General features: G+C 58.9%; 18 protein-coding genes and 1 pseudogene. 6 read left to right on the top strand and 13 right to left on the bottom strand.

The window, feature by feature from the left end; all coding sequences use genetic code 11:
- Positions 1-822, bottom strand: a pseudogene (locus tag E5K03_RS13390) (HpaA family protein); the annotation flags it as partial.
- Positions 823-1,187: 365 nt separating this feature from the next.
- Between E5K03_RS13390 and E5K03_RS13385 the strand changes: the two are divergent.
- Together E5K03_RS13385 and E5K03_RS13380 are read left to right on the top strand one after the other, a co-directional pair.
- Complete coding sequence (locus E5K03_RS13385) at positions 1,188-3,392, top strand: HAMP domain-containing methyl-accepting chemotaxis protein (protein WP_138007320.1); 2,205 nt, start codon at positions 1,188-1,190, stop codon at positions 3,390-3,392.
- Between the two features lie 203 nt (positions 3,393-3,595).
- Complete coding sequence (locus tag E5K03_RS13380; RefSeq protein WP_138007319.1) at positions 3,596-3,817, top strand: hypothetical protein; 222 nt, start codon at positions 3,596-3,598, stop codon at positions 3,815-3,817.
- A gap of 33 nt (positions 3,818-3,850) precedes the next feature.
- On the opposite strand, the gene E5K03_RS13375 is transcribed toward E5K03_RS13380, so the two are convergent.
- Entirely contained in the window at positions 3,851-4,282 is a 432-nt protein-coding gene (locus E5K03_RS13375; RefSeq protein WP_138007318.1) for a MoaD/ThiS family protein, read from the bottom strand.
- An 88-nt stretch (positions 4,283-4,370) separates the two neighbouring features.
- Here E5K03_RS13375 and E5K03_RS13370 point away from each other — a divergent pair, with 88 nt between their 5' ends.
- A complete protein-coding gene (locus E5K03_RS13370; RefSeq protein ID WP_138007317.1) occupies positions 4,371-4,961 on the top strand; it encodes a hypothetical protein in 591 nt (196 codons plus the stop codon).
- A gap of 74 nt (positions 4,962-5,035) precedes the next feature.
- Here the strand turns inward: E5K03_RS13370 and E5K03_RS13365 are convergent, their stop codons facing one another.
- Positions 5,036-5,236: a hypothetical protein gene (locus tag E5K03_RS13365; protein WP_138007316.1), complete on the bottom strand. Its 201-nt coding sequence runs from the start codon at positions 5,234-5,236 to the stop codon at positions 5,036-5,038.
- A gap of 173 nt (positions 5,237-5,409) precedes the next feature.
- Between E5K03_RS13365 and E5K03_RS13360 the strand changes: the two genes are divergently transcribed.
- Positions 5,410-5,799, top strand: coding sequence for a winged helix-turn-helix domain-containing protein (locus E5K03_RS13360; RefSeq protein WP_138007315.1), 390 nt, complete (start codon positions 5,410-5,412; stop codon positions 5,797-5,799).
- A gap of 13 nt (positions 5,800-5,812) precedes the next feature.
- Here E5K03_RS13360 and E5K03_RS13355 read toward each other — a convergent pair whose 3' ends face one another.
- Positions 5,813-6,136, bottom strand: a complete 324-nt coding sequence (locus E5K03_RS13355) for a CGCGG family putative rSAM-modified RiPP protein (RefSeq protein ID WP_138007314.1) — start codon at positions 6,134-6,136, stop codon at positions 5,813-5,815.
- 129 nt (positions 6,137-6,265) lie between these two features.
- Between E5K03_RS13355 and E5K03_RS17290 the strand changes: the two genes are divergently transcribed.
- Complete coding sequence (locus E5K03_RS17290; protein WP_171006693.1) at positions 6,266-6,430, top strand: DUF7560 family zinc ribbon protein; 165 nt, start codon at positions 6,266-6,268, stop codon at positions 6,428-6,430.
- A 36-nt stretch (positions 6,431-6,466) separates the two neighbouring features.
- On the opposite strand, the gene E5K03_RS13350 is transcribed toward E5K03_RS17290, so the two are convergent.
- The 9 genes from E5K03_RS13350 to E5K03_RS13310 all read right to left on the bottom strand — a co-directional run bounded on the left by E5K03_RS13350 (position 6,467) and on the right by E5K03_RS13310 (position 15,256).
- Positions 6,467-7,585, bottom strand: a complete 1,119-nt coding sequence (locus tag E5K03_RS13350) for a TIGR04053 family radical SAM/SPASM domain-containing protein (RefSeq protein WP_138007313.1) — start codon at positions 7,583-7,585, stop codon at positions 6,467-6,469.
- A 3-nt stretch (positions 7,586-7,588) separates the two neighbouring features.
- Positions 7,589-7,816 (bottom strand): DUF2249 domain-containing protein, encoded by a 228-nt coding sequence (locus E5K03_RS13345; RefSeq protein WP_138007312.1) that lies wholly within the window; start codon positions 7,814-7,816, stop codon positions 7,589-7,591.
- Between the two features lie 86 nt (positions 7,817-7,902).
- On the bottom strand, positions 7,903-8,601 hold the full coding sequence (locus E5K03_RS13340; protein WP_138007311.1) for an SDR family NAD(P)-dependent oxidoreductase: 699 nt from the start codon (positions 8,599-8,601) through the stop codon (positions 7,903-7,905).
- Positions 8,602-8,681: 80 nt separating this feature from the next.
- Positions 8,682-9,911 carry a TIGR04347 family pseudo-SAM/SPASM protein gene (locus E5K03_RS13335; protein ID WP_138007310.1) on the bottom strand — a complete coding sequence of 410 codons (1,230 nt, stop codon included), beginning with the start codon at positions 9,909-9,911 and terminating at the stop codon, positions 8,682-8,684.
- Positions 9,908-10,264: an Htur_1727 family rSAM-partnered candidate RiPP gene (locus E5K03_RS17610; protein ID WP_394343984.1), complete on the bottom strand. Its 357-nt coding sequence runs from the start codon at positions 10,262-10,264 to the stop codon at positions 9,908-9,910. Before E5K03_RS17610 ends, E5K03_RS13335 begins: the two co-directional genes overlap by 4 nt.
- 73 nt (positions 10,265-10,337) lie before the next feature.
- A complete protein-coding gene (locus E5K03_RS17605; RefSeq protein ID WP_138007308.1) occupies positions 10,338-10,787 on the bottom strand; it encodes a metal-dependent transcriptional regulator in 450 nt (149 codons plus the stop codon).
- A gap of 134 nt (positions 10,788-10,921) precedes the next feature.
- Positions 10,922-11,899: an electron transfer flavoprotein subunit alpha/FixB family protein gene (locus E5K03_RS13320; RefSeq protein ID WP_138007307.1), complete on the bottom strand. Its 978-nt coding sequence runs from the start codon at positions 11,897-11,899 to the stop codon at positions 10,922-10,924.
- Positions 11,900-12,658: an electron transfer flavoprotein subunit beta/FixA family protein gene (locus E5K03_RS13315; protein WP_138007306.1), complete on the bottom strand. Its 759-nt coding sequence runs from the start codon at positions 12,656-12,658 to the stop codon at positions 11,900-11,902. It lies immediately after the preceding gene.
- Positions 12,659-12,736: 78 nt separating this feature from the next.
- Positions 12,737-15,256, bottom strand: a complete 2,520-nt coding sequence (locus tag E5K03_RS13310; protein ID WP_138007305.1) for a GcvT family protein — start codon at positions 15,254-15,256, stop codon at positions 12,737-12,739.
- A 355-nt stretch (positions 15,257-15,611) separates the two neighbouring features.
- Between E5K03_RS13310 and E5K03_RS17760 the strand changes: the two genes are divergently transcribed.
- Entirely contained in the window at positions 15,612-15,746 is a 135-nt protein-coding gene (locus E5K03_RS17760; protein ID WP_265338736.1) for a hypothetical protein, read from the top strand.
- The last annotated feature ends 24 nt before the right edge of the window (positions 15,747-15,770 follow it).

Genomic DNA, 15,770 nt, shown 5'->3' with positions numbered 1-15,770 from the left:
TTGCGAAACCCATCTGGTTACGTCACGGGAAACTTTGTGAAGTTGGTCGTGGACAAAGTCTTGTTCTTCGGATCGGATACCGGTCTCGAACGCTGTTTGACCGGCGTTCTGCATTCGCTTTCGTTTGGTGAAATACTCGTGTCGCACTCGCTTGATGTCTGGGTACTCGATAACGACTGAATCGAGTATATCACCTGTTTTTCGACACATTGCGGTGAGAGCCATACAGTCTTCGTTGATGTCCACACCAACGACAGTCTTCGCATCTTCGGGAGATGCAACAGTGCGTTTTTTGTTCGTAACCGACACGTGGAGTCGCCACTCGTCGTGTTTATACACGAGTTCAGCAACCCCAACTCGCCACGCAATAGAACTGAGTGCATTCTTCAGTCGATGGAGATGATCAGGGCTCCCACGAAGCACACCTTTGACGTAGTTGTACGGCTTGTAACTGACTCGGAACCGAACATACCCCTCGCCGTCCACGGTAAGGGCGTATCCTTCGTTATGGTTCATCCGCATCGGATACGTTTCGTGGATGTACGGGAACGGTCGGCCCCAATCCTCGTCCTTGTGATCGTGGTATGTCTCGATTTCTTTGAATGCTTTCTGAACGAGGAGTTGGGTGGTATTTTTGACGTGGTTGGCGTTGTCAACGACAGTATCGTGGATATCGTCCCAGTCCCAGCCTTGTTTGTCGAGTCGGTTAACCTCATTTCTGACTCGCCGAGCTTCGAGACAGCCTTCGTGCAAGTTGTCAGAACTTCCTGTTTGGATAGTTAATCCAAAAGAAAGTGTGTGAGTGAGTCCTGACTCTTGCATTATGATAGTATTGTCGTGAATTGTTGTAAATGTAGTGATTATTCGGCATTCACCCACGGGTCAGGTGTTGAGCAAATCAAAGATTTGCGAAAGCCGAAAACGGACGTTTTCGGAAACCCGTGGTACTCTGCCTCGAAACCGTATAGATGCCGCACCACGCGGCCATCAGAAACCTGTTGGTTGCCTGTTGTCCCCGGGTGGCTCCCGGCGGACGATTTTCAGGAACCGTGCTTTTTTCCAGTGGTCCCTGCGTGATTTCGGTTGAAACCTGTGAAGCTTTTGGCTCATATTTTTCAAAAATGGCAATTATCGCCTCCGATATTTAGATGTATAAGTACTTACTAAACAGGTATCGAGTCTGAGATATGCTGGAAAAAATTGCGATTGACCGGTTGGACCTTCGGCCGAAACTACTCATCGCGTTCGTCTTGGTTGCGCTGTTAGTGGGTGTCACCGGCGCAGTCGGCTACCAAGCTGTTGCAGACGTTGACAAAGAGGCACACGTCATCTCTGGGGATGGCGACAAAATCGATGCCTCGTTGAATATGCTCGTCGCTATTGAAGAGCAACAGGTCGCCGTGCACGCGGCTCTCCTCGGAGAGGAAGGAGAACGGACCGAGTTTGAGGCGGCCGGGGAACGATTCGACGAGTATTCGGCGGCGTTGCAACAACAGGAATTAACTGACCAAGAACAAGACGAGTTTCAGGCATTGCAGGCCCAACATGAAGAATACTCCGCGATCGCTCAGGAACTGTTTGCAGCCATAGAGGCCGGTGATATGGACCAAGCACAGGCGAAGAGCGACGAGCTAGATCAAATAGTCGCCGACACTAAAGAATCAGCTACTACGCTCGAAAAAGCGGCTGTCGAAGACAAGGAGGCGTCGGTCGCCACCGCCGATGATACAACACAAACTGCACAACAGACAATTATCGGGTTGACCGTTGGCGCGTTCATCACGGCAATCCTAATCGGCCTGTTTGTTGCTGGTCGGATCTCACCACCACTCACGCAACTATCCAACGGCCTCACAGCGATCAGTAACGGAGAGCTTGATACGAAGGTTGACCCCCACATTGAGAACGATGAGATCGGTCGAATGGTTGATGCATATATCAAGATGCAGGACAACCTCAAAGGCGTGTTTTCCCAGATTGGAACGGCAAGTGAAGGGCTCAAACAAGGGGAACTGGATTGGGAGTTTGAGGCAGAATATCCCGGGAGGTACGGCGAGACAATAGCAAATCTTGAAACTGGTGCCAACGAACTCGCTGGGAGTTTTGAGGCGATTCAACACGTCAGCGGCAATCTAGAGCAAGGTGTACTTGATAACGATGTTAACACAGACCGCCCCGGACAGTACGGTGCCGTGCTTGATAACCTAGCCATCGGCACAACCCAGCTATCAAACAGCTTCGAGCAGATATCTGCGGCGAGTGACGGGTTGAAACAGGGGCAACTCGCACAAAATATTGACACTGACTACCCAGGTGCGTACGGGGACGTGCTAGCTAACTTAGAAGACGGGATTGGCCGTCTCGGAGACAGCATCGGCAGCGTCAAAGATATCGCAGACCGTGTCGCCACGTCGAGTGATGTGGTTGCGCAAAACACGGAGGAGGTCAAGCAAGCGAGCGAAAAGGTTGCCGAGTCCGTTGAAGAGATCTCCTACGGGGCCGATACGCAAAGCGAGAATCTCCAAGAAGTCGCCAACGAAACGAACGACATGTCCGCCACTGTTGAAGAAATCGCATCATCAGCCGACCAAGTGGCAGCAACGGCAGGGATTGCGGTTGAACAAGGAAATGAAGGGCGTGAGTACGCCGCAGAGGCTACTGCGGAAATCCAATCAATCGAGACGCAAGCCAACGAAGCGGCCGCACAGGTTACGGCGCTCGAAAAAGATATGAACGAGATTGGAGAGATTGTGGAGATGATCTCTGGGATTGCCGAAAAAACAAACATCTTAGCACTGAACGCTTCCATTGAGGCGGCACGTGCTGGTGAAGCCGGGCAGGGATTCGGCGTTGTCGCCTCTGAAGTCAAATCACTCGCAGAGGAAGCAGCAAAAGCTACTGCTGCTGTGGAAGATCGTATTGAGACCGCTCAAGCGAGCACAACTGAAACAGTTGAGGGAATGGAACAGATGAGCGACCGCGTTGAGCGCGGGTCGGACACGATTGAGAGTGCGATTGAGATGTTCGACGAGATTGCGGATGCGGTACAAGAAGCTGAAAGCGGCATTCGAGAGATTAGTGATGCGACTGACGACCAGGCCGCCTCGACAGAGGAGGTTGTCTCGGTTGTTGACGAAGTGGCTAGCGTGAGTGAACAGACTGCAGCGGAATCGAGCAACGTTTCTGCTGCGACTGAAGAGCAAACTGCATCGCTCGCAGAAACTTCTGAAACTATTCAGGAGCTCTCTACGCTGGCTGGTGACCTGAATGAGCAGGTAACCATGTTCGAAACCCAAACCAACACTGCAGCCCAACCAAACTCACAGTCGCAGGTAGCAGCCGATGGAGGATCTGTGGCGTCTGATTCAGATCCTGCGGGGTATACTCGCTGAGCAATACAGCTTCCGGCTACCTTCCGTGCGCTAAATTGTCGTTGCCAATTTTCTCACTATAGCGTCGCTCAAGACTACTGATACTCAAACTCAGCGCACTGAATAGACACTACTGCATTCCTTAGACCAAAATAACTCGTTGGTTACTCTCGTCCAGGCGCGAGAACCGAACTAATCCAGAAACTACTGTTGGAATCGGAGAGGTGTCAAGCGGCGACTGCGCGCGGGAGTCCCACGACGAACTGAGCCCCGCCAATTTCGCTGTCTTCGACCCACACCGCGCCTCCATCGCGATCGACCTCCTCAGCAAGCGATCGATCGCGAGTGTGAATCTCGAAGACCTCTCGGGGGCGTGCTCGTCCGGGTCGTCGACGGAGATGTGCCGATCGAGCGTCAAGGCTGCCAACAATAGAAATCGGTCGTAAGACGGTGACAACAGCATTCGATCGCCAACACGATCAACAACAAAAGATGAACGGGTACACGAGTGCGACCCGATCGCCGTCGTTCAACGGAGCGTCGAAGCCACCCTGGTGTTCGTTGAACCGGCCATTGATCAGTATCCGCGCGTAGGTGCGCGTCTGTTCGCCTTCGGGATTTTTGCGCCAGGTACCGGGCAGCGGATCGGGCGTGGTTGTCCAACCGTTTGCGGTGGCGTCAGCCTCCGTTTCGGCGATCAACATATCCGCAACGTCGTACTCCTCGAAGAACGCCTCGAGGAAGGCCCGGAGCGTCGTCCCGCGGAACTCGTACTCGAAGCCGTGCTTGCCGATCGCAGTATACACGTGACCGGTACACCTGACCTCGGCGGTCGTCGTCTCTGCTTCGGCCGCGTCGGTCGTGGTTCGATCGTCCTGTTTTGGGCTCTGTTGTTGTGTCGCTTGTGTCATACGTGTGCGTACGTGCCGATCGCTGGAACCATTGTGTGCGAATATGTTCGGATATACTGTCATTGGTGCGGCTATCCACTGTACAGATATGGCTGGATTCCCATCGCCGTTCAATCGCGGCGGCACGAACGAGGGGTTGTTCGACGGGTATGACGAGTTCGTTGCAGGCCACCTCCCACGGCCCGGCTCTCATCTCACAGCCCACGACGTGCTTGCGGGTATCGATCACCTGGCGTTTCACCGGCTCACCTGTGAGCTATTCGAGGAGCGGAAAGTGTACGACATGACGTTCAACTACAATCTCGCGCGGCTCAACCTCGACACCAGACACCCCAACGCGGGGTATCGCTACGCCCGCGACGCGGCCGACCCGTCGGTGTTGCACGCCGAGTTCACCCCCACGACGCCGTTTTGTCCGCAGACGCACACGCTGACGATCGGCTCATTTCGGGCGTGGAACGGTCTCGCCGATCGCCACGAGTTCGATCTCGTGCGGGTATATGCTGCGGACATGCACCACCAAAGCGAGGCGATCAACGAGCAACTCGACACGCTCGCGGAGACGTATCTCGAAACCGGTTCTGTAGAGGGAGACCTCGATTCGATCGGCGCAAACACGCTCGAACGATCGATGGATGCGGAGACGCCGAGCCGCGGAACGTCTGAGTCTCCGTTCTGACCGGCGGTGTCGATCGCTGAACCAGTTCGGCACAACCGCAAAGACTGGCGACCGCCAACGCAGAGTCACAGCGGTTACAGCGCTTCAGCGGTGGGTGACTGACGATCGTCGTCCAATCCGGCCATGGAATCGTTCGTGAAGGTGAGACAACACACGAGGTCTCCGCAGGGTCGATCGTCACGGTACCTGCGGGGATCGATCGTGGAATCAAAGCCGGCGAGGAGCGTCTCGAAGCCGTGCTCGTGGTTTTCCCGCCGCCGACTGACGCCGAACACGAACCGGTCAAACGCGGGCTGGCAACTGGTGCGTTTGACCCCACGTAGGGATCAGTCATGCGAGCGATCGCAGCAATCGGTCCCTTGGACGCCAGCGACCACTTATAAAACTCCCCACATATGTGGGGATTCATTTTGGGACCGATCAGGTCGTCTCAGTAGATATGCAACAGATGGCCTCCCGTCCTCGATCGCTCGCCGATACCGGTGCTCGTGATCCAGACACCGCTACCCAGCAGGTATTCGACGCGCTGGCCGACACAGACAGTCGGCTCATTCTTGGTGCGACCGAGACGGCGATGACCGCCGCGGAGATCGCTGAGGCGTGCTCGATTCCGCTTTCGACGACGTATCGAAAGATCGATCGGCTCGTGGAGACGCCGCTGCTCGAAGAGCGCACCCGTTTTGACGCTGACGGGGATCACTGTTCTGAGTACGTTGCTTCGGTGGAGTCGCTGTCGATCGAATTCGATACGAGCGGCGCAGCAGTCGAACTCGAGATGAACGGTGCTGATTCCCTGGCAGGGCTCCTTGGCGGCCCAGCGGCAGCGTCAGCGGACTAATTTTCAGTACCCTTCACTCAACTGTGACTCGTGTGACGTGCCCGCCACAGCCGCACTGTTCGACATACGCCCACTCAATGTCATCCGCCTGATACTCCTCGGCCAATGCCTCGTATAGGAATGACGAGGGATGGCCAAGCGTCGCGCGGGTGACGAGGTTCACGTGGTTTCCTGTAGCGGTGTGTTCGATCGCGGCGATCGAATCGCGAATTGCTAGCTCGGGGTTGGCTTCGTACTGTTGCTTCTCTAGATTTGCCGACCACGAATTGTCGTGAACAGTCTCGGTGATTGGTTCGGCATCGTGGTCGTGGTTATAGTCGTGTTCGTTGGTTGCCATCTGTATTCGGACGTACGATCGCAGGGCCGGTAAAAAACATCCCGAACCGGTTCGGCGACGCTCCGAATTTTTCTTTCACTCCGAGAATCCACATCCTCTTTCATACGGGAATAGGCCCAACTGTGGTATATGAGCGCTATTACCCCGAATCAGTTCGTGTGCCCCGAGTGTAATCAGTCGATCGCGGTCAACGACACAATGAAACGAACGCTGCTTGATGCTGGCTGTGTTGTCTGTGGTGCGTCGATCCAACCTGCAGATATCAACGATACCGCCGACTCAGTGCCTGACTAACGCTTCAGCAAAACTAATGTAGGCGCTGATCGGCGACTACGGCGTACCTGCCTGCTCTGGGAGCGGTCCCTCGTAGCCCTCCGGCACGTATCCACAGAGTGGATCACTCTCCAGTGGATCGCCCGTGTACGCATACGCCCGCGATCGGCTTCCACCACAGACGTGGCGGAACTCGCAGGCTCCACACTTCCCGCGCAACTCGTCTTTTTGTCGCAGCGACGTGAACAGCTCACTCTCCCGGTAGATGTCGACGATCGACGCCTCCCGGACGGTGCCCCCCGATTTGGGGAGAAATCCTGAGGGGTACACCTCGCCGGTATGGCTCACGAACGCGAAGCCGTTGCCGGCGGTGATTCCGGTTCGGCGACCGATCCTGTCGGGCCGTGCGGTGTCGTCAGCTGTGTCTGCACTGCGATCTTTCGCGCCCTCGACCGCTGTCTGCATCATGACTCGTCTATAGTGGGGCGCTTCGGTCGTTTTTACCCCGAAATCAGAGTCTGCGTTGATCTCGCCGAGCCACCGCATGACCTCCTCGGCCGTCTCGGGATCGATCGGCACTAACAGCCGGCCGCGGCCGACCGGGACAAGAAAGAACACCGACCACAGCACCGCCCCGAGGTCGTCAACGAGTTCTGCGATCGCCGGCAGTTCCGAGAGCGTCTCCGCACACACGGTGGTGTTGATCTGCAGTGGGTGCCCAGCCGACCGTGCATAGTCGGCCGCCTCGATTGTCTGCTCGAAGCTGCCGGCCTCCATCCGGAACGCGTCGTGTGTCTCGGGACTCGCGCCGTCGAGACTGAGTGCCATCCGCTTGAGTCCAGCCGCGGACAGCGACTCGACGCGATCGGCGGTCAACGACGCCGTCCCGCTGGGTGTCATCGTCATCCGAAGTCCAATTTCGCTCCCGTATTCGACCAGCTCGTAGATGTCATCTCTCGCGAGCGGATCTCCTCCTGAGAGGACGACGAGCTGGCCATCTTCAAACGATCGAGCCTCCTCCAACAGCGATTTCGCCTCGTCGGTATCCAGTTCGTCGGGATGTCGTCCCGGACGGGCATCTGCCCGACAGCGTCGGCAGGCGAGTTCACACGCTTGCGTCACCTCCCAGATCAACACGAACGGCCGCTCGTCGGTGTCGATCGATCGTGGCTGCATGCGTTAGACTGCCTCCTGGATGAATACGTGCCACACGTCGCCGTCCTGTTCGGTTTGGTGGGTATAGCCGCGCTGTTCGAGCACGTCGTACAGCGGAACGGGCTCGAAGCTGTTGATCAAGTGTAACGTCTCGCCACTCGGTAGCTCCTCGAGAGCGGCCATGATGTCTCCGAACGGCTCGCCGTCGATCTCGCGTACGTCTAGCTTGATTTCAGCGTCAGAGTGACTCATATTCGTCTGTTTCTCCGTCGATCGATAGCAGTTTTGGGCGAACATATTCGTCTGCCGCTCGCAGATTTCTCATTTCGGGCCGTCGCTCAGAACGGCTCAGTGTGTGGGCGGAGATCGAGTTCCAGCGTCCACGCCGATCGATCCTGTTCGACGAGGTGCCAGTACGAGTCGGCGATTGCGTCGGGATCGAGCACGCGATCGGAATCGACCTCGCGAGAGTCTCCGAGCGCGGGCGTGTCGATCTGCCCGTCGATCACGACGTGGGCGACGTGGATCCCCGCTGGACCGAGTTCGCGGGCCATTGATTCGGCCATCCCGCGAACGGCGAACTTCGCGGCGCTGAAGCCGATCGCGCCGTCTCGGCCCCGGACTGAGGAGGTCGCCCCCGTGAATATTACTGTCCCGCCGTCGCCGTTGCGCATGTCTGCGATCGCCTCCTGTGCGCACAACAGGCCGCCGTAGGCGGCCGTTCGCCAGACGGCCTCGAACTCCTCGGGCGTGATCGCTTCGGCTCCCTTCCACACGGCGCTGCTGGCGTGGTTGACGAGCACGTCGACCAGCCCGAACGCCTCGCGGACGCGATCGAACCCCGCCTCGACCTGCGCCGGATCGGTGATGTCGGTTGGAATCGCGATCGCATCCCCACCGAGATTGGTCGACAGTTCGGTGATATGCTTGGCCGAGCGGGCGAACAGACCAACCTGACAGCCGTTCGCGACAAACGTCCGAGCAAGAGATTCGCTCAAGCCTGGTCCAACGCCAGCAATTACGGCGACACGTGACATACTCGGGATATTGACTTCAACCAAAATAGAACCACCGGCTGCGTTGGGTGCCGATCGATCAACAGGTACGGCTGACAGTCTTAGTCGCCGTGGGCTTCCGGGTACCCACTGCTCTCTATGCCGGCCGTTTCGATTCCGATCTCCTCGTCAGTGAGATAACACTGCGGATCGGGTGCGAACAGATCATCATGAACCGCCAACGCCCGGAGCCGTGAGCCTCCTCGACAGATATCTTGGTACTGACACGTGCCACATCGCCCCTTCAGGTGCTGGGTTCGGTTTCGCAGCGCGGTCAGCAGTGGATTTGTCTCGTCGGACCACAACTCGCCGAAGGGCCGATCGCGGACGTTACCCAACGTGTAGCCCTGCCAGAACTGGTTGAGGTGGACGTTGCCGATCGGGTCGACGTCCGCGACGCGCTCGCCGGTCGGATCGCCGCCGTTTCGCCGGAGGTACGTCTCGATGCGATCGGCGCGCTGTTCGCCGAGTTCTTCGCGGGCGTACTCGACGAGAAAGCCCGCGTCAGCATAGTTGCCCACGAGCAGCGTCTCGATCTCCTCACCGCGGTCGTGGTACTCGCGGGTGAGATCACACAGGGTTCTGATTGCCGCTCGCTTCTCGTCGGGGGTGAGGTCGGCATCGAGGATGTCTGCCCCGCGGCCGCCGTAATCGAGGTGATAGAAACAGAAGCGATCGACACCGACGTCGGTCAACAGGTCGATCACGCCCTCTAGGTCGTCGTCGTTGTACTTCGTGATGGTGTAGCGGAGTCCGGTTTTGAGCCCCACGTCGAGACAAGCTTCGATCCCACGAACGGCAGCCTCGAAGGCACCGTCTTTTCCGCGGAATTCGTCGTTTCGATCGGCCAGCCCGTCGACGGAGACACCTGCGTATTTCAACCCTGCCTCTTTGAGCTCGCGGGCTGCCTCGCGGGTCAGGAGGGTTCCGTTCGTCGAGAGAACCGGTCGAATGCCCTGCTCGGCCGCGTAGGCGACGAGTTCGGAGAGGTCCTCGCGGATGAGCGGCTCACCGCCGGAGAACAACACCACCGGGACTCCGAAGTCGGCGAGTTGGTCTAACAGTGCCTTTCCCTCCGCCGTCGAGAGTTCGTTCGGCAGCGCCTCGGTGTCCGCTGAGGCGTAACAGTGGCTGCAGTAGAGGTTACACCGCTTCGTTGTGTTCCAGACGACGACTGGCCGTCGCTGTTTCTTGCGGGTAATTTGTGGGACGTTGGAGTCGTCTGCCGCGTCGTACCTGAGCCCGTCGCTTTCGGCGTCCAGCTCACAGAGGAGTTTGCTTATTGAGATCATCCCTGGCGTACATTTGGGGTTCCTTCCGTTTCTTCGTAAACGCGCGGTTCGTTCTCACCGGCTGGGATCGCCTCACTACTCCCGTGTTCCTCGTCTGTTTCGCTGTCACCGCCCGCCGCCATCTCGTGTGCAGAGAACCGGGTGACTGCGTTGGCTGGACACACCCAGATATCTCGACCATACCAGGAAAAGAGCTTACTCGCCTGCTCGTGGGCGATCTCGGGATCGGGCGCGGCGATCGCGCCGACGTGCGTCATCGGATCACCTTCTCTCTCCCGGACGAACACCTCCCACTGGGGCTCTGTTGTCCCGCGCGGCTCGTGCGTGCCGGCCCGTCGCGTTTTTTCGACCACGTCGATCGTACCTGTCTGTGATTCATACGCCTCTCGGCGAACATGATCGGCCACACGAGGCCGTCTAGGGCGATCAGTCGTCAAGTCGACAGCGGAACGCGGCGTGGGAAGTGGCAATCCGGCCCAGCCGATCGAACCCGTCCGCAGGCACCCGAACCGCGATCGCGTAGGCGGTCTCTGCGGGCAACTTCGTCGACAGAATCGTCTCGAAGAAGTTCTCGACCAGACAGCGCCGGTGCACCAGCGTTTCGGCGGCTGCACGACCGTGACCCGTGAGTTCGACGCCAGCCCCTTTCTCGTACTTGACAAGGTCATCCTCGCCGAGTCGACAGAACATCTCGGTGACGCTACCGGGTTCGATGCCGAGCCGATCGGCGACAGTCCCCGTTCCGACTGGGGGATCTTCTGCCCGGCCGGCCTCGTAGATCGCAACGAGATACCGGCCGACCGTTCCCGAAACGGCAGGCAGGTCTGTATCGGAGGCGGACACGTCGGCGCAGGGTCCCTGTTCACAGGCACTCATACATGATCACGAGACCTCGATCGTCGAAACGATCGTGACGAACATGTTCTACCGCACTGCTGGTGACTGATCTACTGCTGCACCACTCGCTCAAAATAGCGCAAAAAAACAGTGTCCCCGATCGCAGCGAGCGATCAGCGGTGCTTTTCTTTGAGGATCCGGTTGATCTCCGGAACGACCTCGTGGAGGTCTGCGATCACGGCGTAGTCTGCCTTGCCGATGATCGCCGCCTCGGGGTCGGTATTAATCGCGAGCACCTTCTCGCTGCCCTTACAGCCGACCCAGTGTTGGACCGCGCCGCTAATCCCCGCCGGGATGTATAGTTCAGGGGCGATCTTGTTGCCGGTCTGGCCGATCTGGTCGTCGTGGGGCCGCCAGCCCTCGTTGACCGCCGCTCGGGAGGAGCCAACCGCGCCGTTGAGCAGATCGGCCAACTCCTCAAGCTGATCGAAGTCCGCTGCGCTGCCAACCCCGCGGCCGCCGCCAACGACAACCCGGGCCTGATCGATCGGAACGCCCTCGGTATCGGATTCCTCGCGGCGATCGACCTGAACGATGAAATCCCCCTCTTCGAGTTCGGGCGTGTAGGATTCGAGCGTCGCCTCACCAGCTTCCGTCGCTGGCTCCGCGGAGACCTCGTGGGGAACGATCGTCAACAGGTTCGGCTCGGCGTCGATCCGTGCGTCTTCGAGGAGGCTGCCGCCCCAGCGCTGTCTCGTGAGCTCGTATCCCTCGTCCCCGCCAGTGTCGACCTCGACAACGTTCGCTGCCAGCGGGAGGTCGGCGATCGCCGCCAGATGGGCGAACGTCTCTGCACCGCGATCCGTTCCTGGGGCGATCACCGCACTCGGCTCGCGATCGTCGATCAGTTCACGAACGCTCTTTGCCCACGCGACCGGCGCATAGTCGGTCAGGTCGTCGTGGGTCACCGCGAAGACCGTGTCCACACCGTACTCACCGAGTTCGTCGGCTACGTCGCCCGGAACGGTTCCGAACCCGACTGCCTCTAGCGGCTCGTCCTCCTGTGCAGCCACATCGCGGGCGATCGTGGCCGCTTCGAGCGTGGTGTCTATCGCTGCGCCGTCGTCGTGTTCGATCAGGACGAGTACCATTTAGATCACCTCCAGTTCTTCGAGGACTGCAACGACGTCTTCGGCAGCCTCGGGACCCTCCCCGAGGACCTCGGCAGGACTGTCGTCGCGTTCGGGGGTTTCGAGTTCGATCATCTCGACGTCGTTCGCTTCGGATCGCTCCGGCGTCGCGGTTGCAACCTCAGCGCGCCGGGCCTGCATCTTGCTGCGCATCGACGGGTATCGTGGGGAGTTCAGCCCCTCTTTGACGGTGAGCACCGCCGGGATGGGCAGTTCAAAGACCTCCGTCCCACCGGAAATCTCCCGTTCGGCGACGACGGTGTCGCCGTCGATCTCGACGTTTTTGATACCCGTTACGACCGGCAGGCCGAGCATGTGGGCCACTCGGACGCCGACCTGGTAGTTCTCTTGATCGGCCGATTCGTTGCCGAAGAACAGCAGATCAACCGATTCGTCGGCGGCTTCAATTCCCTCAGCGATCGCGCTCGCGGTCGCGCGCGGTCCCCACTGCTCGCCGTCGGTTTCGAGGTGGATTGCCTCGTCGGCACCCATGGCAATCCCTGTGCGGAGCTGTTCGTCCGCCTCCGGGGAACCGAGTGTGAGCACCGTTGCGGTGCCGCCGGTCTCCTCGGCCAGTTGGACTGCCTCCTCGACGCCACACTCTTCATGCGGGCTGATGGTAAATCCGAGGCTCGTGGTGTCGATGGCTTGGTTGTCGTCTGTCAGTACGATCTTTGCGCCCGTTTCGGGCACGCGTTTAATACAGGCTAACGTGTTCATGTTGTGGTGATTTGGTGGTTTGATTTTGGTAGTCGTCGGGCCGCTCGAACGCGGGTCGGCGGTGACCGATCGCGTCAGTTAGCTGAAGATCCGTTCGTTCTCAGGATCGAACAGCGGCTTGCTGCCGACGCGTTCGACGGTCACCGGGTAGGTGTCGCCCATGTACGATACCTGCAGGTCTTGTCCCTCTTCGGCGTACTCCTGTGGGAGGTATGCCATGAGCAGATGCTTGCCGAGCGAAGGTGCGCTTCCGGCACTCGTCACGTACGATCGCCGTCCCTCCTCGTCTTCGAGTATCTCGCCGTCAGGCGAGAGGATCGGCTGGTGGCCCAGCGGGAACCGCCGGACACCATCTGACGATTCGTGATCGGTCACAGACAGCGTACACAGCGTTGCGGCGTTCTCCTCCTCGATCGCTTGGGCGTACGCCTCCTTGCCGATGAAGTCGGCATCTTTCACGCCGTGGAACGTGAGCCCGGCTTCGGCGGCGTTGTACTCCAACTCGAGTTCGTGGCCGTACAGCCGGTAGCCTTTCTCCATCCGGCCCGTCGTGCCGTAGACGCCCATCCCGACCGGACGCACGTCGTGCTCCTGGCCGGCTTCGTAGATGATGTCCCACAGGCGGCCGGCCTGCTCCATCGGCGCGTACAGCTCCCAGCCAAGTTCGCCGACGTACGAGACCCGGAACGCCCACGCGTCGACCTCGCCGATCGTCACTTCCTGAGCCGTGTAGGCGGGGAACACCTCGTCGGACATATCCTCTTCGGCGACTGAATCGACCAGTTCACGCGCGTTCGGCCCCCAGACGCCGAGCGTTCCGAGCGCCGAGGTCTTGTCGATCAGTCGAACGTCCATGTCGTCCATGTGGTTGCGGAACCACCGCTTGTCTGGGCCAACCTCTCCGCCGCCCGTGATGACGCGGTAGGCGTCCTCGGCGAGTCTGACCATCGTGAGGTCCGATCGGAACCCACCGCTTGGATCGAGGATCGGGGTGTAGACCGACTTGCCAACAGGGACGTCGGTTCGGCCGACCGCCATCTTCTGGGTGAACGCCTCGACATCGTCGCCGACGAGGTCGAAGATGCCGAAGCCCATGTCGCCGATCATCCCGACGTTATCGCGCATGTGCAGGTGTTCGGCGAGGATGATCTCAGACCACCAGCGGTTGTCCCACTCGTAGGGCCGCTCTAAGGGCTCGATCTCGTCGGCGTACGTCTCGAGGAGATCTGCGTTGGATTCGAACCACTGTGGGCGCTCCCAGCCGGCGGACTCGAAGAACTCCGCGCCGAGGTCGGCTTGGCGATTGTAGAAGCCGCTCTGTCGCAGCGGCCGCGACGACTGCCACTGTTCGGCGGGATGGACGATGTCGTAGATCTTCTGAAAGCCTTCGTTGGCGCGGTTTTCGACGAACGCTTTCGAGGTCCCATAGCCGTCAAAACGGTTCACGTCTGACTGGTGCAGATCGACGTCAGGGTACCCGCGGGTCATCCACTGCGCGGTGTACTTCGCGAACGCTGGGGCCTCTTTGATCCAGATCGCCGCACAGGACCACAGCCCGTCGACGTCCCGAAGCGGCCCGACCACGGGCATCCCGTCTGGGGTCACCGACAGGAGCCCGTCGATTGCGTGTCGGATCTCTGCATCCCCGAGTACGTCCGGCATGAGCTCCAGTGCGTGTTCCATCGACGGCTCGAAGGCATCCTCTGTCAGTGGCGGCTGGGTCGGCGACAGCGCAGCCTCCTCATTTGAGGGCACGTCTTCGACGTCCCAGAGAATCGGCCGGTGCTCGTAGGAGCCGACCTCCATGTCGTTGCCGCTCGGCCGTTCGTACATCTGGGTGTCGACGTCCCGGACGATCGGATAGCCGACCGCTTCGCCGGTTGCTTCGAGCTCGTCGATCGGTCCCACGCTGATGAGCTGGTGGACCGCCGGCGTGAGCGGGATCTCCGTGCCGGCCATCTTCGCGAACTTCGGACTCCACAGCCCTGCGGCGATCACGACCTCTTCGCAGTCAATCGACCCGCGATCGGTCACGACGGTCGTCACCTCGCCGTTTTCTGTTTGGATGTTCGTGACTTCTGTGTTCGCGAAGCTCTGGAGCGCACCCATCGACTCGGCGGCTTTCCGTTTGATCTCGCCGAACCGAAGTGGATCGACGACTCCGGCGTTCGGCTCCCAGAAGCCACCGGTTACGAGGTCCTCGTTGATGTATGGGACCTTCTCTTTGACTTCCGCGGGTGAGATGATCTCGGCTTCGTTGCCCCACGCGGCTGCGGAGTCGAGCTGTCGTTCGAACTCGTCGAGGCGCTCTTCGGTCCGGGCGACCTCAATCCCACCGCTCGTGGTGTAGAGGTCCTCGGATTTGTACTGGCGCATCGCCTCCTGGGTCGTCATCGCCATTTCCTTGTTGTTCTCGATCGGGAACACGAAGTTCGAGGCGTGCCCCGTCGATCCGCCGGGATCTGGGAATGGTCCCTTGTCGACGAGCAAAATGTCGTCTCTTCCTTGATCAGCCAAGTGATATGCAAGGCTTGTTCCGACGATTCCTGCTCCGATAATAACCGTATGTGCCTGTTGTGGCACTGATTTTTCACTCATATAATATCACCAGTATTTTTCCCCAATGGTTGATCATTGAAGACATTACTCACTGTTACTATTCTTCACCATGATATAAAAAACTCAACCTGTACAGATCCACTTGTTTATACCTGACTGTCTTCCAACATTTGTGGTCAGTGCCCATGCAGCGATCGCGCGTCGAACATATTCGTCCCTAAACGCAGGCCGACAGAACGCGTAACTGTCACTATCTTTAATCAGCGAGAGAATCCCGCCGTTCACGGCGGGCGTGAATCGCGCCAGAATACTCCGCTACCCACGTGAGATAGCACTCTGAATACCCTACGCCAATACGAACCTTTAAGATACGAGAAAACGTACTAAATATCGGATGCGAGTTGACATCGCCATCGAACGTGGAAGCGAACTCCACGAACGAGTCAAAGAATACTCCCGCGAGAACGGCCTGCGGATGGACTACGCCTACGCCAAACTCGTCGAACAAGGACTCGACGCTGACGAATGAGTGAAGAGTGCAAGACCCTCGAAG

Origin of the sequence: Halalkalirubrum salinum, assembly GCF_005543295.1 — an archaeon.
Lineage (GTDB): Archaea > Halobacteriota > Halobacteria > Halobacteriales > Haloferacaceae > Halalkalirubrum > Halalkalirubrum salinum.
Note: the sequence above shows the minus strand (reverse complement) of the source record. Positions and strands in the feature narration are given on the sequence as shown.

What these genes read in the sequence shown, in the direction of transcription:
- E5K03_RS13385 (WP_138007320.1), top strand. Translation starts at nt 1,188, where the DNA reads ATGCTGGAAAAAATTGCGATTGACCGGTTGGACCTTCGGCCGAAACTA.
- E5K03_RS13375 (WP_138007318.1), bottom strand. Translation starts at nt 4,282, where the DNA reads ATGACACAAGCGACACAACAACAGAGCCCAAAACAGGACGATCGAACC.
- E5K03_RS13370 (WP_138007317.1), top strand. Translation starts at nt 4,371, where the DNA reads ATGGCTGGATTCCCATCGCCGTTCAATCGCGGCGGCACGAACGAGGGG.
- E5K03_RS13360 (WP_138007315.1), top strand. Translation starts at nt 5,410, where the DNA reads ATGGCCTCCCGTCCTCGATCGCTCGCCGATACCGGTGCTCGTGATCCA.
- E5K03_RS13355 (WP_138007314.1), bottom strand. Translation starts at nt 6,136, where the DNA reads ATGGCAACCAACGAACACGACTATAACCACGACCACGATGCCGAACCA.
- E5K03_RS17290 (WP_171006693.1), top strand. Translation starts at nt 6,266, where the DNA reads ATGAGCGCTATTACCCCGAATCAGTTCGTGTGCCCCGAGTGTAATCAG.
- E5K03_RS13350 (WP_138007313.1), bottom strand. Translation starts at nt 7,585, where the DNA reads ATGCAGCCACGATCGATCGACACCGACGAGCGGCCGTTCGTGTTGATC.
- E5K03_RS13345 (WP_138007312.1), bottom strand. Translation starts at nt 7,816, where the DNA reads ATGAGTCACTCTGACGCTGAAATCAAGCTAGACGTACGCGAGATCGAC.
- E5K03_RS13340 (WP_138007311.1), bottom strand. Translation starts at nt 8,601, where the DNA reads ATGTCACGTGTCGCCGTAATTGCTGGCGTTGGACCAGGCTTGAGCGAA.
- E5K03_RS13335 (WP_138007310.1), bottom strand. Translation starts at nt 9,911, where the DNA reads ATGATCTCAATAAGCAAACTCCTCTGTGAGCTGGACGCCGAAAGCGAC.
- E5K03_RS17605 (WP_138007308.1), bottom strand. Translation starts at nt 10,787, where the DNA reads ATGAGTGCCTGTGAACAGGGACCCTGCGCCGACGTGTCCGCCTCCGAT.
- E5K03_RS13320 (WP_138007307.1), bottom strand. Translation starts at nt 11,899, where the DNA reads ATGGTACTCGTCCTGATCGAACACGACGACGGCGCAGCGATAGACACC.
- E5K03_RS13315 (WP_138007306.1), bottom strand. Translation starts at nt 12,658, where the DNA reads ATGAACACGTTAGCCTGTATTAAACGCGTGCCCGAAACGGGCGCAAAG.
- E5K03_RS13310 (WP_138007305.1), bottom strand. Translation starts at nt 15,256, where the DNA reads ATGAGTGAAAAATCAGTGCCACAACAGGCACATACGGTTATTATCGGA.
- E5K03_RS17760 (WP_265338736.1), top strand. Translation starts at nt 15,612, where the DNA reads ATGCGAGTTGACATCGCCATCGAACGTGGAAGCGAACTCCACGAACGA.